The sequence below is a fragment of the Solitalea canadensis DSM 3403 genome, assembly GCF_000242635.2.
Taxonomy (GTDB): domain Bacteria; phylum Bacteroidota; class Bacteroidia; order Sphingobacteriales; family Sphingobacteriaceae; genus Solitalea; species Solitalea canadensis.
This window is the reverse complement of sequence record NC_017770.1, coordinates 4499920-4516488: the sequence shown is the minus strand read 5'-3', so window position 1 is coordinate 4516488 and position 16569 is coordinate 4499920. Positions and strand designations below refer to the sequence as shown.

The window sequence follows — 16569 nt, the reverse complement described above, 5'->3', positions numbered from 1 at the left end:
GAAGAATAAGGGTTACGCCTTACTCCTGAAAGGCCTCGTTCAAGGCTTTCCTTATCTGCTTAAACGCCTCAACAGGATCTTTACTTTGCCAAATCGATCCAAGAATAGCTGCTCCGTCAAACCCTGAGTTTTTTAGTTTAGTGATGGATTCTGCATCTATCCCTCCTAATGCGACCAGTTTTGATAGATTATCTTTTTCGAATTTATGTTGGCGAATTTCTTTTGTCAGCTCCCTTAGATTGAATGCTGAATAATAATTTGCTTTGCTAATGCTGTTAAACACCGGGCTTAAAAAGGTATAATTATACTGTTCTTTCAAGTTGAGCCAATCGTTAACAGAATGTACTGAGGTAGAAAACCAGTTATTCCCCACAGCTAATTTATTTCTGTCGATACCTTTCAAATGTAATTGTACAGCAAACTCTCTTTTCAAGGTGTAATGCGAACTGCTAACAATAATCCGTGGATGAAGGTCAACAGGAATGTTTTCCACTAGTTCTTTTATTGCATCAATTGAATAATCTGCTCGTTTCCGCAAGTAAATATAATGAACGCCCTCATTCAGCAAACTGGTAAAAATCTTGGCTTCATGATTTTTAGTTTCTTCCGGACTAATGACAAACAGTTTAAACATGACTTTAGGGTTAATCACAACAAGTTAATGATAATTATAATCCCACCCAACCCGAGAATTCGATTTACTGCTCAAAAAATAACCATTAAATGGCCATTATTCCAATAATAAATAATTCTTCGTTTGGATATTTTAATTAATATTACGGCACAATTATTTACAAAAACATTTAAATATGAATCAAAAACCATCAGTTGCCTTTGTTGGTGCTTCGTGGGCCGCTTTAATAATCGGACTTGTAAGCTACAATATTGGTTTATGGAACGCAGATACCAACGATCTGGCTTTAAGCGAAAAAGGGTATTATTTTACATTGATGATGTATGGACTGTTTTCAGCGATTTCTGTTCAGAAAAGCGTTCGCGATAAAGCAGAGGGTATTCCTGTAACTCCAATTTATTATGGGTTAAGTTGGTTCTCGGTTCTTCTTTCCATTTTGTTACTTGTTGTTGGATTAATGAACGCATCACTAACATTAAGCGAAAAAGGGTTTTACGGAATGGCCTTCTTATTAACACTTTTTGCAGCTATCGCAGTTCAAAAGAACACGCGCGATTTGGCAAAATTTGAAGAAGCAGAAAAAGCACAACGGACAGTTTAACACAATTAAACGACTCTCTTAACAAAAGGTGCTTGATTGATCAGGCACCTTTTTAGTTTAATTTAATTTTAAAGGATTTTTATGTTTACTACTATACAACAAAAACTTATAGAACTTGAAAACTTACACAAGATAAAAATACTATACGCTTGTGAGTCGGGCAGCAGGGCATGGGGATTTGAATCTACCGATAGCGATTATGATGTTCGATTTATTTATCTACAGCAACCAGAAGTGTACTTAGAAATCGATGAGCCTAAAGACACACTTGATATTCCCATAAATGACGTTTTAGATATAAACGGATGGGATTTGAGAAAGGCTTTAAAGTTGCTTCGCAAATCAAACATGCCTTTATTTGAATGGCTTCAGTCGCCGGTTGTTTACAAGCAAGACGCCCATTTTTTAAACGAGCTAAAGCAGTTGATGCCTGTTTATTTTTCACCAAGAGCAAGTATGCATCATTACTTAAGTATGGCAAACAATTGCTTTGAAAATGATCTTCAGTCAAAAAGGGTTAAACTAAAAAAATACTTTTACACATTACGACCCTTATTGGCAGCTCAGTGGATTGCTGAGAAAAATGAATTTCCTCCAATGGAGTTTTCCGTATTGCGAACATTGGTAAATGACAAAAACTGGGATGCGGCAATTGATAGTTTGTTGGTGGAAAAGAAAGCTGCGGATGAAAAATCGTTAACCGAACAGGTACCACTACTGCACTCATTTATAACTACAGGGCTTGAAAATTATAAGTCTGTTGCTTCCACATTTGACAAGAGTGGCTATTCAACAGCTCTTTTAAATCAATTTTTTAGAAAACAATTGAATGGATTTTCATCAGGTACATAATAACAAAGACGTCCTGTTACTACAATGCATAAGTGGCAGCAGGGCTTATGGTTTGGATACTCCACAATCTGATACAGATATAAAAGGGGTTTATTTGCTACCCAAAAATGCTTTCTTCGGATTAGCTTTTGCTGAGCAAGTTGCCAGTGAAAGAAATGATATTGTGTATTATGAGCTACGCCGTTTCTTTGACCTTCTCTTAAAGAACAATCCAAACATACTTGAGCTTTTAAACACACCCGAAAACTGTATTTTATACCGACATGAAATAATGGAACGCATTAAGCCTGATCTTTTTATATCAAAACTTTGTAATCAAACTTTTGCCGGATATGCTTTTTCCCAAATCAAAAAAGCTAGAAGTTTAAACAAAAAGATCTTTAATCCAATGGATAAGGCGCGCAAAACAGTTCTGGACTTCTGTTTTGTAATTGCGGGTAGTCAAACAGTCACATTGAATCATTGGTTAACCGAAAAGTATTATGATCAACGTGATTGTGCTCTGGTAAATATTTCACATGTTCAAAACATGTATGCGCTATTCCATAAATCTCAGTCGTCTGAATTAAAACCATTCGGTGTTTTTTCAGGAGAAAATGCAAATGATGTCTCATTAAGTTCTGTTCCGAAAGGATTAGAACCATTGGCGTTTTTGAGTTTCAATAAAGATGGCTATTCTGTTTATTGCAAAACCTATAAAGAATACTGGAGCTGTGTGGAGAACAGAAATGAAAACAGGTATCAAAACACGCTTGAAAATGGAAAGAACTACGACACAAAAAATATGATGCACACTTTCAGGTTATTGAACATGGCCGAAGAAATTGCAACAGAACAACAAATAAACGTACATCGAAAAGATCGCGAGTTTTTGTTTCGAATAAAAACAGGGGCATTTTCGTACGAAGAATTACTAAAAATGGCTTCCGAAAAGGTACAAAAAATAGAAGACCTGTTTAGAAAGTCCTCCTTGCCTAACTGCCCCGACGAAGGCAAAGTCAATGAACTTCTGGTGTCTATCAGGAACGATCTTTACTAGCTAAAAAACTAAAGCAGCCCGAAAGTTCGGGCTGCTTTTTATTTATAGGCAATCGCTGCACTGCATGGACCATTCAGGTGCATTAGTTCGGTTTTTTTAAACCCTACATCCTTTGTCCATTTTTCAAAATCTGAAAAAGTATAGTCAAAAGCATCACCATTTTCCAATAGCATATTCAAACTCATCAGCAACCCGAATGTGTTTTGCTTACGCTCGTTGTCAATAACATTTTCAATTGCAATAAAAGCCCCTCCAGTTGGTAATGAGTTATAAACTTTCTGAAGCATGAAGTGTTTTAAATCCTCATTCAATCCATGCAGGATATTTCCCATAGTGATCAATTGCGCATGGGGAAGTTCATTTTTCATAAAATCTCCACTATGATGTGCTATTCGATCTGAGAGATTGTGCTTGGCAATTTTTTTAACCGCCAAAGGTTCAACAGGAGCAAGGTCAAAATTAATGCACTTAATTTTCGGATGTTTCCCACAAACCAAAATACTCAACCATCCGTCGGCTCCGCCCACATCGGCCATCGTATCGTAGTTATTAAAATCAAACTTATTTATTAATGCGTTAAAGTTTCCCGTTTGGATTCCACTCATCCCATCCATAAACAACTGCAACTTTTCCTGATCTTTGTACATCGTTTCAAAAATCTCCATGTTGCCACCTTTTCCTTCTTCATTTTGAGGCTTACCGGTTTTTAACCCTTTGTCCAGTTTTGACCAAACATTATACAGCCGACTATTGGCCATTGTTAAAATTCCTCCTAAATAAGCGGGCTTCTGCTCATCAAGAAACGTATCAGCATCAGCTGAGTTGCTATACATTGCCTTGTCCCAAATTCCTTCTCGCTGAAGGAAGCCCAAAGACACTAACGCATCCAGCCAATCGTATACATGGCGGTCGGTTGCTCCGAGTTTTAATTTTTCTTTGAGTTGCTGGCCACTTAGCGGCCCTTTTGCGAGAATTGAAAATAGCTTAAAGCTAACGGCTGTTAAAACTACTTTAGCAGCCCAAAATCCCATCCCGATTTGCATAATCCGAGAAGGATCAGGAGATGATTGCTGTTCCATAAAGCGTAAATTGGTTAATGGAATTTACGAAAAAAGACCGGCTTTTTATTTTTCAATCTGTGCTATACTTTTTAAATTAATGCATGGATATTCTTCACCATCAATATGATCTCGTGAAAGACAGCCGCCAGGTTGTGCTGCATTATTGCTCAGCTATGACCGACGAGCATTTCAATGTTCCTGTTAATAATTTCGGGCGGGGAAGTATTAAAACGACGTTGTTGCATGTGTGCAATACTTACCTGTATTGGCTATCACAGTTTGCCTTGAATAAAGAAGAAACTTTTTATCAGCCCGATGATATAAACTCAGTAGTAGATCTGACTGCTTGTTTCCTGAAAGCCGATGAAGTCGTTGTAGAGTTCTTGAACGCTTTTAAAGATCCCGAAGAAATAATAACCGGCTACGTTTCACTTTACGAAACAAATTATGATTTCGGCGTTTTAAAACTTTTTACACATGTAATCACTCATGAGTTTCATCACAAAGGACAAGTGATGTCAATGGGTCGTATATTGGGTTACACTCCCCCTGATGCAGACATTTTACGTTTTTAACGCTAGTAGCTTATTTATTTTTCACAAAAAAGGGCCCATAGGGCCCAGAAAATTTTTTTAAAAATCCGCTTTAGTAAATTCTTTGATGACCTCCTCTAAATGTGGATGCCTACGCAAGAGTTCTTCTCTTGCTGCCAACTCAAAATCTTCAAAATCAAAACCAGGGGCTACGGTGCAGCTAACCAGCGTATGTCCGGTTGCTGATTTTGCTTTAGCAGCAAACCAGGTATTTGCCGGAATAATTACTTGCGGATACTCTCCATTGTGAATATCTGTTCCCAGATCATAACGCTCAATCTCACCATTAATAAGTACATTGATTTCAAGCACATTTCCTTCATGAAAAAACCAAGCTTCCTCCGATTTGAGTCGATGAAAGAATGATTTGTCGTTTCCTTTCAGGAGGTAATAAATTGCCGTACACACATTTCTTCTTTTTCCTTCTTCGGTAATAAGGTCTTCCTTACTTCTATATGTTTCTCTATAAAAACCACCTTCCGGATGTGGCACCAAACTTAGTTTATGTATAATTTCTTCCGTTCTCATCTTATCGCTAATTAGGTAACTTTCCTCGATTGTTATTTAATTCGGGGTATCATTCCTCTGACTCCCATATCTTGTACTATTTCTCCGGCATCCGGCTGAAAATAACCATCCTTCACAACTTCCTTCCATTCAAAACTCTTGTTTGTAGATAATGACACTTCGACTACCAAATCCTTAGTTTCTTGTCCGGTTATGATCAGTTTATTATCAAATGCTCCTGTTACCACGCAACTTCCTTTAGGAATGGGAGAGGTGCTCTCAATTGGATTCACAACAGTTGTAGCAGATGCATCACCAGAGAAATTCTGGTTAATTACTTCAAAAGCCCAAAATCCCTGTTTCTTATTTGCATTTAAGGTAATTGAAGTATTCTTAATTGAAAACGAGCCAATGTAAGTATTAAATCCAATAAAAGACGCTAATGTTCCGGATGCAGTGATTGTTTTAGTTGGGTCTAATGGATTCTTATTTTTTATCACAATATCATAATTCTGGTAGGCGAGACTAACACGTAACCATTCATAGGTTCCTGTTTTTACTTCATTTAACGGTATACTGAAAAATGTTTCTCCATTTCCAACGGCCTTATTCTTTGAGAAGTCAATGGCGTTTTCTCCTCCCTGGGTGGTTTCTGCGGCATGAAATAAAACTGTTCCTGCCCCTAATTTCGTAAATGCTGTTGGCGCCAACTCAATATAATGCGAACTCATGCTGTTAAATTTTGGCGATTGCGCGGCATTTCCATCAGCAATGGTTGACGGCTGTCCCAAATTTCCTAACCTAACCTGTGTAGAGTCGAATTTAAATTTAAAGATTAATCTGGGTCCATTTGTTTGAGGTTCATCAGATGACTTTGAGCAAGAGGTCAATAACGCAACTGCAGCGAAAAGTGTTAACAGCTTTGGGCTTAAGTTCATAAAGTATACAATTTCGCTTTTATACTGAAACTGTTGTAAAAAGTTTAAACTGAGCTCAGAAAGAATAACTTAAGGAAGTCACTATACCAAAGTCATTATTGCTTGTAGCGCCCGCAAGCGGCCTGTTGTCGTAGTTATCATAAAATGTTATTCCAATAAAAAAATCAGTAAATATTTCAACTTTCGCATTTATGTTAGCTTCCACCCTGAATCGGCCCAGCTCAGATAATCCGGCAAAATTTACCAAAGCGGCATCAATATTAATTTTGGGAGATGAATAATAAAACTTTTTAAAACCGATTCCGACCAATGCTTCAAGGTTGGAGGTAGAGTTTTCTTGCCCGTCTGATTGTTCACGATTGCCCGCTATCCCTATTCCGACTCCTAGCTTGTTGTGGTTGTCATAAATCAAATCTTTTCCGGCCCCGAGCTGTGTCGAAAAGCGATTTCGTAAACCTAAGGCTGTATTCTGTTGCCAATACAATTTCATGTCAATACTGTAATTATCTTTCAATAATCGAATAAATTGTACGGAGGCATCTTGCTTTTTTGTGACCGCTTGTGCGGTGTCGTTAGGTTGGTTCGTGATGATAGAACTTGCTTTTACAATGGTTTCAAATTTAGGCTTGCGATAATCGGCAGTACCACTCATATTAAACTGACCAACCTTGCTCGAATACGTATAATTAAATCCGGCATCAATGCTTCCGGTTATTTGTTTAAAAAATCGATCCTTGATCGGTGTAATCTCAACCACATTGTTCAAATTGGCAAGTTTGTCGTAATAAATGATTGAATCCAATCTGCCTATTTTAAGTTCACCCCACCGAAACTTTACTTCACAGTTTTTTGCACATTGTAACCAAACGATCTCCTCCCATTTTATTTGAATGGTACTCATTGCATCTGTTTTAAAAGTGAGCATGGCAAAGCGCAATCCTTTGATTTCTCCGGTAAGCATGTCACCATTATCCAACAGAATCTTATCGATCTTCTGCGCGAAGATCAAACAAGGAAATAATAATAAAAAAAGAAGAAGTGTAAACGTTTTCCTAATCTGCATGCATCTGAATAAATTAAGAGGTGTCGACTGTCAAAAGCCTGACTTTTATTCGCCTGCTTATGGAAGTTTAAATGCTAAAGACGGAGTAGAACGTTGAGGGCGATTTATTAGTAGTTAACTTAAGAAATTTTGAGGAGAATTTAGCATGTGTTTTTACCTCATCCCCGGCCCTTCTCCTAAAGGAGAAGGGAGCGCTCGGAGTGTGTAGTGGTTATAAAAAAAGAGCTTTAATCTAATGATTAAAGCTCTTTTTTTGTCTTAATATATTCCGAGGGCTCCCTCTCCTAAAGGAGAGGGCCGGGGTGAGGTCCCCCTTTATGCACCTTTAAAAGCATTCCAACCTTGGGCTTTTATTTCATGGGCATTGTTTGATTTACTGATCAGGTAATGACCCTCACTCTCGTCGACAATATGCCCAATTATTGAAATATCAGGTTGATTTTTAATTTTTTCGTAAGCCGATTGCGGAACGGTAAACAATAGCTCGTAATCTTCTCCGCCGTTTAATGCACATACCGTTGGATCAAGATTAAACTCTCTTGCTGTTTCATAGGTTAATGTGTCAATCGGGATTTTCTCTTCATATAGTTTACAACCAACGTTTGATTGTTTACAGATGTGGAGAATCTCAGAAGCCAATCCGTCAGAAATATCGATCATGGCAGATGGTTTAATTGAAAGCGCTTTTAACAACTCCACCACGTCCATTCGTGCATCCGGTTTCAGCTGGCGTTCAATAATGTAATCCTTTCCTTCTAAATCGGGCTGTGCTGTTGGTGTTTCAAGGAATACAGCTTTTTCGCGCTCGAGCATTTGCAGGCCCATATATGCGCCGCCCAAATCACCCGAAACACAGATCAAATCACCTTTTTGTGCTCCCTTTCTATACACAATATTATCTTCATCAGCTTCGCCCAAAACGGTTATACTAATGATCAATCCTTTTTGTGAAGAACAGGTATCTCCGCCAATCATATCAATTTTCCATTTATCACAAGCTAATAACATTCCTGCGTACAACTCTTCGACCGCTTCCAAAGAAAAGCGATTTGAAATACCTATAGAAACTGTTACCTGAGTTGGTATTCCGTTCATCGCGCAAATGTCGGACAGGTTAACCATAATGGCCTTGTACCCTAAATGTTTTAAAGGAACATACATTAAATCGAAATGTACACCTTCAATAAGCATATCCGTCGAAATCAAGGTTTTCTTGCCGCCATGACTAACAACGGCTGCATCATCACCAATTCCTTTGATCGTTGATTCGTTATATAGTTTTACGTTTTTGGTCAGATGCTCTATTAAACCAAATTCACCTAATTGTGATAATTCAGTTCTTCCACTATTCTCAAATATTTCACTCATAATTCGGGAGCTAAATTTTTAGCATTTCTTTTAGACCGCAAAGGTAGAAAAGTGTTTTTACAATTGGCTATACCCTTTATATCCAATCCGGATTAAGGCAGCTCATAGATCTCCTTTATATTTTCATATTCATTTTTTGGAACCTGTACCAGAATAGGTTTTTTCGCCGGATCTAAAAATTCAAAAAGCGCCACCATATTTTCTTCCATCATGGCTGTACATCCGGCCGTAGGCCGGTCGCTACCGCGCCACAGGTGCATAAAAATGCATGAGCCTGCTCCAGCTACTATCTGATCGGTATTATAACCAACAAAAACTCCATATTTATAAAAATCATCTTTTCTTCTCATTTCCTCAGCAGAATTCCAGTTTTTTGCTGTCGTATCAGTGCTAACGATCTGATTATAAAATGGAGAGGTTTTATCGTCTACACAAAATGTGTTGGTATCCACCTTCAGCAACGGCATTTTGGTTTTAAAGTCGTCATAGGCGAACAACCCATTCAATCTGAAAATACCTGCCGGCGACTTACCATCACCTTCTTTTTTCAGTTCACCAACATTCAGCTTTTCATCATGTAGTCCTTTACCCCATGCTAAACCAGTACGTCCTAATGTTACCGGAATATGCTCCATAACAGATTTCCATTGGCCGTTCTCAAGTTCATACACATTCATTTCGGCCTGTATAGTTGTCCAATCGGCAGCAGTAACAACAATCAATTGTTCTGACTGAAACTGTTTTGTTAGATTCACTTTTTGTGATTTACAAGATTGAGTGAAAATTGCTAATACTGAAAAAGAAATTAATAAAGCTTTCTTCATGTGTTTTATTTATTTGATGCCATCGGAGCAGCTATTTATTGTTCATTTTCTGTCTGCCAAAATTTTGTTTCTAAACGAAGCTGAATCTTATATCAAATTTGATTGCCAGCCATTACCTCTAACTTATGCAAACTGTTTTTTCATCCAATCTTTTCCCTCGGAAAGCCGGGCTACCATCATTGATGCCACAGTATCACCGGTCGCATTTAATAATGTTGCCATCGGATCTATCAATGTTGATATCACCATCAACACCGACAGTGCTTCTAACGGTAAGTGAAAAGCAGTAACAATAAACAATTCGCCAACGTAGCCGCCATTCGGAATGCCACCTTCAACAATACTTGTCATTAAGGCAATGCCTAAAATAATAAACATGGTATCTATACCTGTCCATGGTTTATTGAAAATGGCAAAAACCATTGCCACTTTTATCACACCTCCAATGCTAGATCCATCTTTATGTAAAGAAGCTCCTAATGGTATAGTAACATCACTTATTGGTTTTGCAACGCCCATTTTTTCTGCCGCCACCATATTAGCAGGAATTGTTGCCACACTACTACAGGTACCTAAAGCTGTTAATGATGGTACAATATTATTTTTCCAGTAAGCAGATATCGCATTCCGTCCGCCGGCCATAAATGCATAAACCGAAAACATTACAAAGAAATATACTGTGGAGAAACCATAATATAATCCCAATGAGTGTGCATAAGATCCAAAAAGTTCCGGGCCGAAAACACCCACCAAATATCCGAAGTAAGCACCCAAACCTAATGGAGCTGCTTTCATAATTAATTCAATCAAACTTTTAAAAACTTCATTTCCGGCATTTAAGAAATTTTTAAATGCATCGCCGGCCTTTCCCGCTTTCAAAGTGGCCGTACCTACCAGGATCGAAAAAATGATCAGCGCCAACATACTCTGACGTGTAAGTAACTGTGAAAAATCAGTGGTAGTTAGTAACACGGTTACTTGCTCCCCAATGCCCGCTACTTTTGTTGATGCGTTTTCCGGAATAGTAAGTTTAAACTTATCGTTTATTGGAAAAAAGCCAACAACGATGAACATCATAAATGCTGAAACCAATGTGGTAAATAAAAACACCAACAACATTGATCGCATTACTTTGCCAAAGGAACCCATTTGTTCAATATTGGCAACTGAAGAAGAAATCGCGAAAAAAATTAGAGGAATAATTGCAGTAAAAAGTAAGTTCAGGAATATATCGCCAATGGGTTTTATAATGGCAATTTCTTTTCCGGCAATTAATCCGGCAACGCTCCCCGACAAAATTCCGACTAATAAAAGAATGATACTACTGTAACTTTGTAAAATGTTTTTAAACTTATTATTCATTTAAGGTTTTTTGGACATTGAAAATGCTATTAAAAATTAGGAAATACTAATTTTATTTTGGGGCTTTGCCTCATTAATAAAAAAACAGCTTTACGATTAATACATAAAGCTGTTTGCATATCCGCGAAGCGGGAAAATTTTTTAAAATCCGACCTCAATAAATCTTAATCACTTGTCCGGTTATTGCTCCCTCTACACTTTTAACGTATCCCGCAACAACCCTATCCATTGCCACTGGAACATGCCCCGGAAAATACGGTCCATAATAATCGCGTGAGTTTTCCACAACACCCGGACTCACCGCATTAATTCTTACTCCGTTCTCCATTTCAACTGCTGCTCCAATTACAAATGAATTAATTGCACCATTCACCAAACTCAATGCAGCACCCATTTTTATCGGATCTTCTGATAATATTCCGGAAGTTAAAGTAAACGACCCATTTGGATTGATAAATTTTCTTCCTTCTAAAACCAGATTAACCTGACCCATTAATTTGCTTTTAATACTATCATTCATTTTTTCTTCCGTTAATTCATTGAATGGGCCGAAAAATGCAGAGCCTGTAGTACTTATTAACGCATCAAATTTTCCGGTTTGTTTGAATAAATTTTGTATGGCTGTTGAAGAAGTAATATCAACCTGAAAATCGCCACTTTTTGAACCAACTGAAATTACTTCATGACGTTTCTTTAATTCATCGGTTACTACTTTTCCTATTGTGCCTGTTGCACCAACAATAATTATTTTCATATGAAAGAGGTTTACAGATAGACAATTGAACGAAAAATATGTTTTTACAATGTCCTAATCTCTCTGGAGATGGGCGTGTTCTATTTTAGCTTTTACCTTCCCACTCATCAAAAAACTGATCCAGAAAATTTTCTAAATATTCATGACGCTTTTGCGCAAGTTTTTTACCGGTTTCTGTATTCATTTTATCTTTTAACAAGAGTAACTTTTCATAAAAGTGATTGATCGTGGGAGCTTCACTTTTTTTATACTCTTCCTTCGTCATTGATAGATTAGGTTTTATAAACGGATCGTAGATTGTACGATTTTTAAAACCTCCATAATTAAATGCTCTTGCCACACCAATAGCTCCAATTGCATCCAGCCTATCAGCATCCTGCACAATTTCTAATTCCTTTGAATTAAACAGGTGTCGCTGATCACCATTTTTAAAGGAAATAAATCGGATGATGTTTTTCACATGCTCAATAACAGCTTCATCAACACCCATTCCTTTTAAAAATGACTCTGCTTTTCGTGGACCTATTTCCTCATCACCATTATGAAATTTTGCATCAGCTATATCATGAAGCAAAGCGCCAAGCTCAATTACAAACCCATCCGCAATTTCGCCTGATGCTATAAGTTGTGCATTTTTCCACACGCGGTAAATATGCCACCAATCATGGCCACTTTCTGTACCCACCAGCTCACTTTTTACATAAGCTACTGTTTCTTCTATAATCAATTCTTTATTCATCACATATAATCCGCGAAGCGGGAAAAAAATTTTGAAAATTTAGCGTCTTCCTCTTAGGTATAATGGTCGTATAGCTGTATGAATCCTATTCCAAATATGATCAGGTATTCCAGGCTCATCTTTATAAATTAGTTTATTAATAAAGAATTCGCCTGAATGAATAAATTCCATCCAACCGTTAATAATTAGATTATCATTTATATCATACAGTAATATCCCGGAAAAGTTTTCCAATACTCCATCCAAATAAATGGTATTGTTTCCTATACAACTTTGCGACCAAGCAAATTTCAGGTTCTCTTTTTTACACTAATAGTGTAGGTCTATTAAAAGGTGTTTTTCAACAACCGATCTTAATTTCGGATTCATTGATGTTGATAATCCAAAAGAAGTGTAATCAGGTTTTCTCATTTCTTTAAAAACAAAAAAGGAATCATCGATAATCAATGATTCCTTTTCAAAATTAGTTTTATCTAAGTGGGATTACAGACTAATTCCTAATTGCTTAGCCATATTTCCATTTTCGAAAACTTCAGATTTTTCTGAGTTGCTGGTCGTTGCTCCGTTATTGTACTTATAAGTTACTTTATAGTAGTAACGGATCTCATCGTCCTTGTCAATTACATTAGTAATCGATTTCTCTACAACTATAGGTTTATTAGCTAATGGATATAATTTAATCTGACGCTCCTCAACTGTTGTTTCCCACAATATCTGTTCAACTCCAGTTGCTCTCTTTTTATTTATAGCTTGCAGTTTGATTAAAGCTGTTGTTGCATCATATTTAGCATCACTATAATCAGTACCTGCATAAATGTTAAATTTTAATCTTTTTTCTACAGGTAATGTTGTTTCATCCGGCTTTGTTTCATCTAATTTGCTGCAAGAAACAAATAAAATGCCTGCTCCTAAGAGTAATAGTAGTTTTTTCATGAAAGTATTTTTGTTTGGTTAATTAGTAGGAATATACCGAAGGTTTATTATCAGATATACTTCAACTATTATCAAAAATAAAAATACCTCTATTAAAACAAAAAGATATCCTTGTTTGAATATCTTTTTGTTAACTATTATTTATATTCTAAAATAATTATAACCCATATTTAGCAGAAATTTCCAACATTCTTTCAATTGGTTTCACAGCCTTTTTAATTAGCTCTTCATCCATTTTAACTTCAGGTAATTCATATTTCATACATAAATATAACTTTTCCAACGTATTCAACTTCATGTGTGGACAATCATTACAAGCACAATTGTTATTTGGAGGAGCTGGAATAAATACTTTATCCGGAGCAGCTTTTTGCATTTGATGAATAATTCCGGATTCTGTTGCTACAATAAACTCTTTCTTCGGACTATTGATTGCATATTTTAATAATCCTGTTGTTGATCCGATATAATCAGCTAGTTTCAGTACTGCATCTTCACATTCAGGGTGAGCAATAAATTCAGCTTCCGGATGACGATTTTTAAGTTTAGTGATTTTCTCTAGTGAAAAAATTTCATGTACCATACATGATCCTTGCCACAGAACCATATCGCGGCCCGTTTTTTTAGCTACATAAGCACCTAAGTTTTTATCCGGACCGAAAATGATTTTTTCGTCCTTTGGCAAACTTTCCACAATTTGTACCGCATTGGTTGATGTACAAACAATATCACTCATTGCTTTAATATCAGCTGTAGAGTTTACATACATAATAACTGTATGATCTGGATATTTTTGTTTAAAAAGTGCAAACTGATCGGCCGGACAAGTGTCGGCCAGTGAACAACCAGCATTTAAGTCAGGTAATAACACCTTTTTATGTGGAGAAAGTATTTTAGCAGTTTCAGCCATAAAGTGCACACCCGCAAAAACGATAATGTCAGCATCTGTTTTTGCAGCTTGTTGAGAAAGTCCTAAACTATCACCTATATAGTCGGCAATATCCTGAATATCTGGTTCCTGATAATAATGCGCAAGAATTACAGCATTTTTCTCTTTCTTCAGTTTTTCAATTTCTTCAAATAAATCCAACGTAGGATCAACCTGATAATCCAAATATCCTTTTTCAAGCGAATTCGCGGGGGCCACGGTTCCTGTCATTTTTTTTATTGTTGTTTAACTAACATTCTAAATAAAAATAAAAGATTTAAAATTTTTAAAATGTTGCCTCTTATTATAGTGTTAGTTTGGTGAATAAGTTTTATTAATTATCGTTGTCTTTTTTGTTATTAATTAGTTACTAACATTCTTTTAACATTAGTTTAAAGTCAACTTACTGATTTTATGGATATTATTAAAGTCAACTTTTTTAGTAAACAGTTTTCATGTTTATTATTTGTGTAGTGTGGATTATAGTATATCGTGTTGATATCTTTGAACACACTTGGGAAAGATTATAGGGTAGTTGTTCAAAACTTGAAGTTTTACCCTCTTTTTAAAACTTGCTTACTTTTTTCAAACACAAAATTAACATCTTTGCTATACTTATTAACATATTATAAATAGAATCACGGTAGAAGAATAAACAAACAGAATGTTGTTATGTTTTTTAGGTATAAATCAACAGTATTCTTCGTAATTATTCTGTGTATCTGGTACTTAGCGATTAATAAATGAAGAGAGTAGATTTCTTAGTTATCGGTTCGGGAATTGCCGGACTGTCGTTTGCACTTAAAGCTGCCAAACATGGTACTGTTTGTATCGTTACAAAGGCTAATGAAGATGAATCAAATACAAAATATGCCCAGGGCGGTGTTGCAGTAGTTGTTGATAAGTCTGATTCTTTTGAAAAACACATTCAAGATACATTGATTGCCGGGGATGGGCTTTGTGATAAGAGTATTGTGGAAATAGTCGTAAAAGAAGGACCCGATCGAATCAATGAGATTATAGAATACGGGACAAATTTTGATAAAGATCGGTCAGGACATTATGATTTAGCGAAAGAGGGCGGACATTCTGAACATAGAGTTCTACATTATAAAGATATTACAGGTTTTGAAATTGAACGCTCCCTTCTCGAACAAATCCACAAACATCCAAACATTGAAATTCTCACTCATTATTTTGCTGTCGATTTAATTACTCAACATCATTTAGGTGTAGCTGTTGATAAGAAATCAACTGATATTACTTGTTATGGTATTTATGCCTTAAATACTGAAAATAATAAGGTTGAAAAAATTCTTTCGAAAGTTACTATGATGGCTTCAGGTGGAGCGGGTCATATTTATTCAAGTACAACAAATCCGGTTATTGCAACTGGCGATGGAATTGCAATGGTTTATCGTGCAAAAGGCAAGGTTAGAAATATGGAGTTTATTCAGTTTCATCCTACTGCATTGTATAATCCAGGTGAATATCCTTCATTTTTAATTTCAGAAGCAGTTCGTGGTGCAGGTGGTGTGTTGAAAACCAGGAACGGTGATGAGTTTATGCATTTATATGATGAACGAAAATCATTAGCTCCACGCGATATTGTAGCACGCGCAATTGATGCAGAGATGAAAAAATCGGGTGATGATTTCGTTTACCTGGATATTCGTCATGTAGCTAAAGATGAATTGTTGCGACATTTTCCAAATATCTATGCTAAATGTTTAAGTATAGGAATTGATATGAGTAAAGATATGATTCCGGTTGTGCCGGCTGCTCATTATATGTGTGGAGGAATTTTGGTTGATGAGTGGGGTAAATCTTCAATTCAACAATTGTATGCTTGCGGTGAATGTTCTTCAACTGGTTTGCATGGTGCTAATCGTTTAGCATCCAATTCTTTATTAGAGGCTTTAGTTTTTGCAGAGCGTAGTTACCAATCAGCTATTAAGGATATTGAGTCACTCACTATTCAAGAAGGAATTCCTTCATGGAATGATACTAATACGGTAAAATCTAACGAAGATATTTTAGTTACTCACAATTTGCGAGAAATGCAGCGATTAATGAGTGATTATGTGGGGATTGTTCGTTCTGATTTTCGTTTAGACAGAGCAAAAAGAAGACTTGAATTATTGTATAACGAAACTGAATTATTTTACAAGAGTACTAAGATTTCTATGAAGCTTTGTGAATTACGAAATTTAATTCAGATTTCTTTTTTAGTGATTAAAGGTGCAATAATACGTAAGGAAAGTCGCGGCCTACATTACACAACTGATTATCCTGAAAAAGATAATGGTAATTTAGTTGATTCAATATTTTAATTTTTGAGATTACACCGATTAGTTTTGATTCCACCGATTT

The 16569-nt window shown here is 36.3% G+C and carries 17 protein-coding genes; 5 read left to right on the top strand and 12 right to left on the bottom strand.

Annotated features, from left to right (window positions below):
- Positions 1 to 19: 19 nt before the first annotated feature.
- Entirely contained in the window at positions 20 to 634 is a 615-nt protein-coding gene (locus SOLCA_RS18950; protein WP_014682088.1) for a thiamine phosphate synthase, read from the bottom strand.
- Between the two features lie 175 nt (positions 635 to 809).
- Here SOLCA_RS18950 and yiaA point away from each other — a divergent pair, with 175 nt between their 5' ends.
- The 3 genes from yiaA (at position 810) to SOLCA_RS18935 (ending at position 3126) form a co-directional block, all read left to right on the top strand.
- On the top strand, positions 810 to 1235 hold the full coding sequence (gene yiaA / locus SOLCA_RS18945) for an inner membrane protein YiaA (RefSeq protein WP_014682087.1): 426 nt from the start codon (positions 810 to 812) through the stop codon (positions 1233 to 1235).
- 81 nt (positions 1236 to 1316) lie between these two features.
- Positions 1317 to 2087, top strand: coding sequence for a nucleotidyltransferase domain-containing protein (locus SOLCA_RS18940; protein ID WP_014682086.1), 771 nt, complete (start codon positions 1317 to 1319; stop codon positions 2085 to 2087).
- Positions 2065 to 3126: a nucleotidyltransferase domain-containing protein gene (locus SOLCA_RS18935; RefSeq protein ID WP_014682085.1), complete on the top strand. Its 1062-nt coding sequence runs from the start codon at positions 2065 to 2067 to the stop codon at positions 3124 to 3126. The genes SOLCA_RS18940 and SOLCA_RS18935 overlap by 23 nt, the downstream gene beginning before the upstream one ends.
- A gap of 38 nt (positions 3127 to 3164) precedes the next feature.
- Here the strand turns inward: SOLCA_RS18935 and SOLCA_RS18930 are convergent, their stop codons facing one another.
- Positions 3165 to 4205, bottom strand: a complete 1041-nt coding sequence (locus tag SOLCA_RS18930; protein WP_014682084.1) for a methyltransferase — start codon at positions 4203 to 4205, stop codon at positions 3165 to 3167.
- Positions 4206 to 4288: 83 nt separating this feature from the next.
- Between SOLCA_RS18930 and SOLCA_RS18925 the strand changes: the two genes are divergently transcribed.
- On the top strand, positions 4289 to 4762 hold the full coding sequence (locus SOLCA_RS18925; RefSeq protein ID WP_014682083.1) for a DinB family protein: 474 nt from the start codon (positions 4289 to 4291) through the stop codon (positions 4760 to 4762).
- 57 nt (positions 4763 to 4819) lie between these two features.
- Here the strand turns inward: SOLCA_RS18925 and SOLCA_RS18920 are convergent, their stop codons facing one another.
- The 10 genes from SOLCA_RS18920 to nadA all read right to left on the bottom strand — a co-directional run bounded on the left by SOLCA_RS18920 (position 4820) and on the right by nadA (position 14427).
- Positions 4820 to 5308 carry a cupin domain-containing protein gene (locus SOLCA_RS18920; protein WP_014682082.1) on the bottom strand — a complete coding sequence of 163 codons (489 nt, stop codon included), beginning with the start codon at positions 5306 to 5308 and terminating at the stop codon, positions 4820 to 4822.
- Between the two features lie 32 nt (positions 5309 to 5340).
- Entirely contained in the window at positions 5341 to 6225 is an 885-nt protein-coding gene (locus SOLCA_RS18915; protein ID WP_014682081.1) for a hypothetical protein, read from the bottom strand.
- Positions 6226 to 6280: 55 nt separating this feature from the next.
- Positions 6281 to 7288, bottom strand: a complete 1008-nt coding sequence (locus SOLCA_RS18910; RefSeq protein WP_014682080.1) for a DUF481 domain-containing protein — start codon at positions 7286 to 7288, stop codon at positions 6281 to 6283.
- 315 nt (positions 7289 to 7603) lie between these two features.
- Positions 7604 to 8647, bottom strand: a complete 1044-nt coding sequence (thiL, locus tag SOLCA_RS18905; protein ID WP_042481671.1) for a thiamine-phosphate kinase — start codon at positions 8645 to 8647, stop codon at positions 7604 to 7606.
- 101 nt (positions 8648 to 8748) lie between these two features.
- Positions 8749 to 9480, bottom strand: a complete 732-nt coding sequence (locus SOLCA_RS18900) for a L,D-transpeptidase family protein (RefSeq protein ID WP_014682078.1) — start codon at positions 9478 to 9480, stop codon at positions 8749 to 8751.
- Positions 9481 to 9603: 123 nt separating this feature from the next.
- Positions 9604 to 10842: a dicarboxylate/amino acid:cation symporter gene (locus tag SOLCA_RS18895; RefSeq protein WP_014682077.1), complete on the bottom strand. Its 1239-nt coding sequence runs from the start codon at positions 10840 to 10842 to the stop codon at positions 9604 to 9606.
- 154 nt (positions 10843 to 10996) lie between these two features.
- Entirely contained in the window at positions 10997 to 11596 is a 600-nt protein-coding gene (locus SOLCA_RS18890) for a short chain dehydrogenase (protein WP_014682076.1), read from the bottom strand.
- Positions 11597 to 11681: 85 nt separating this feature from the next.
- Positions 11682 to 12335 carry an HD domain-containing protein gene (locus SOLCA_RS18885; RefSeq protein ID WP_014682075.1) on the bottom strand — a complete coding sequence of 218 codons (654 nt, stop codon included), beginning with the start codon at positions 12333 to 12335 and terminating at the stop codon, positions 11682 to 11684.
- A gap of 483 nt (positions 12336 to 12818) precedes the next feature.
- Positions 12819 to 13268, bottom strand: coding sequence for a hypothetical protein (locus SOLCA_RS18880; protein ID WP_014682074.1), 450 nt, complete (start codon positions 13266 to 13268; stop codon positions 12819 to 12821).
- A 157-nt stretch (positions 13269 to 13425) separates the two neighbouring features.
- Entirely contained in the window at positions 13426 to 14427 is a 1002-nt protein-coding gene (gene nadA, locus SOLCA_RS18875) for a quinolinate synthase NadA (protein WP_014682073.1), read from the bottom strand.
- 512 nt (positions 14428 to 14939) lie between these two features.
- Between nadA and nadB the strand changes: the two genes are divergently transcribed.
- A complete protein-coding gene (gene nadB / locus SOLCA_RS18870; protein ID WP_014682072.1) occupies positions 14940 to 16529 on the top strand; it encodes an L-aspartate oxidase in 1590 nt (529 codons plus the stop codon).
- The last annotated feature ends 40 nt before the right edge of the window (positions 16530 to 16569 follow it).

Coding starts and splice junctions, on each gene's coding strand:
- nadA (WP_014682073.1), bottom strand. CDS start 14,427: ATGACAGGAACCGTGGCCCCCGCGAATTCGCTTGAAAAAGGATATTTG.
- SOLCA_RS18910 (WP_014682080.1), bottom strand. CDS start 7,288: ATGCAGATTAGGAAAACGTTTACACTTCTTCTTTTTTTATTATTATTT.
- SOLCA_RS18895 (WP_014682077.1), bottom strand. CDS start 10,842: ATGAATAATAAGTTTAAAAACATTTTACAAAGTTACAGTAGTATCATT.
- SOLCA_RS18920 (WP_014682082.1), bottom strand. CDS start 5,308: ATGAGAACGGAAGAAATTATACATAAACTAAGTTTGGTGCCACATCCG.
- SOLCA_RS18885 (WP_014682075.1), bottom strand. CDS start 12,335: ATGAATAAAGAATTGATTATAGAAGAAACAGTAGCTTATGTAAAAAGT.
- SOLCA_RS18935 (WP_014682085.1), top strand. CDS start 2,065: ATGGATTTTCATCAGGTACATAATAACAAAGACGTCCTGTTACTACAA.
- SOLCA_RS18880 (WP_014682074.1), bottom strand. CDS start 13,268: ATGAAAAAACTACTATTACTCTTAGGAGCAGGCATTTTATTTGTTTCT.
- SOLCA_RS18930 (WP_014682084.1), bottom strand. CDS start 4,205: ATGGAACAGCAATCATCTCCTGATCCTTCTCGGATTATGCAAATCGGG.
- SOLCA_RS18915 (WP_014682081.1), bottom strand. CDS start 6,225: ATGAACTTAAGCCCAAAGCTGTTAACACTTTTCGCTGCAGTTGCGTTA.
- SOLCA_RS18890 (WP_014682076.1), bottom strand. CDS start 11,596: ATGAAAATAATTATTGTTGGTGCAACAGGCACAATAGGAAAAGTAGTA.
- SOLCA_RS18950 (WP_014682088.1), bottom strand. CDS start 634: ATGTTTAAACTGTTTGTCATTAGTCCGGAAGAAACTAAAAATCATGAA.
- yiaA (WP_014682087.1), top strand. CDS start 810: ATGAATCAAAAACCATCAGTTGCCTTTGTTGGTGCTTCGTGGGCCGCT.
- SOLCA_RS18900 (WP_014682078.1), bottom strand. CDS start 9,480: ATGAAGAAAGCTTTATTAATTTCTTTTTCAGTATTAGCAATTTTCACT.
- SOLCA_RS18940 (WP_014682086.1), top strand. CDS start 1,317: ATGTTTACTACTATACAACAAAAACTTATAGAACTTGAAAACTTACAC.
- SOLCA_RS18925 (WP_014682083.1), top strand. CDS start 4,289: ATGGATATTCTTCACCATCAATATGATCTCGTGAAAGACAGCCGCCAG.
- nadB (WP_014682072.1), top strand. CDS start 14,940: ATGAAGAGAGTAGATTTCTTAGTTATCGGTTCGGGAATTGCCGGACTG.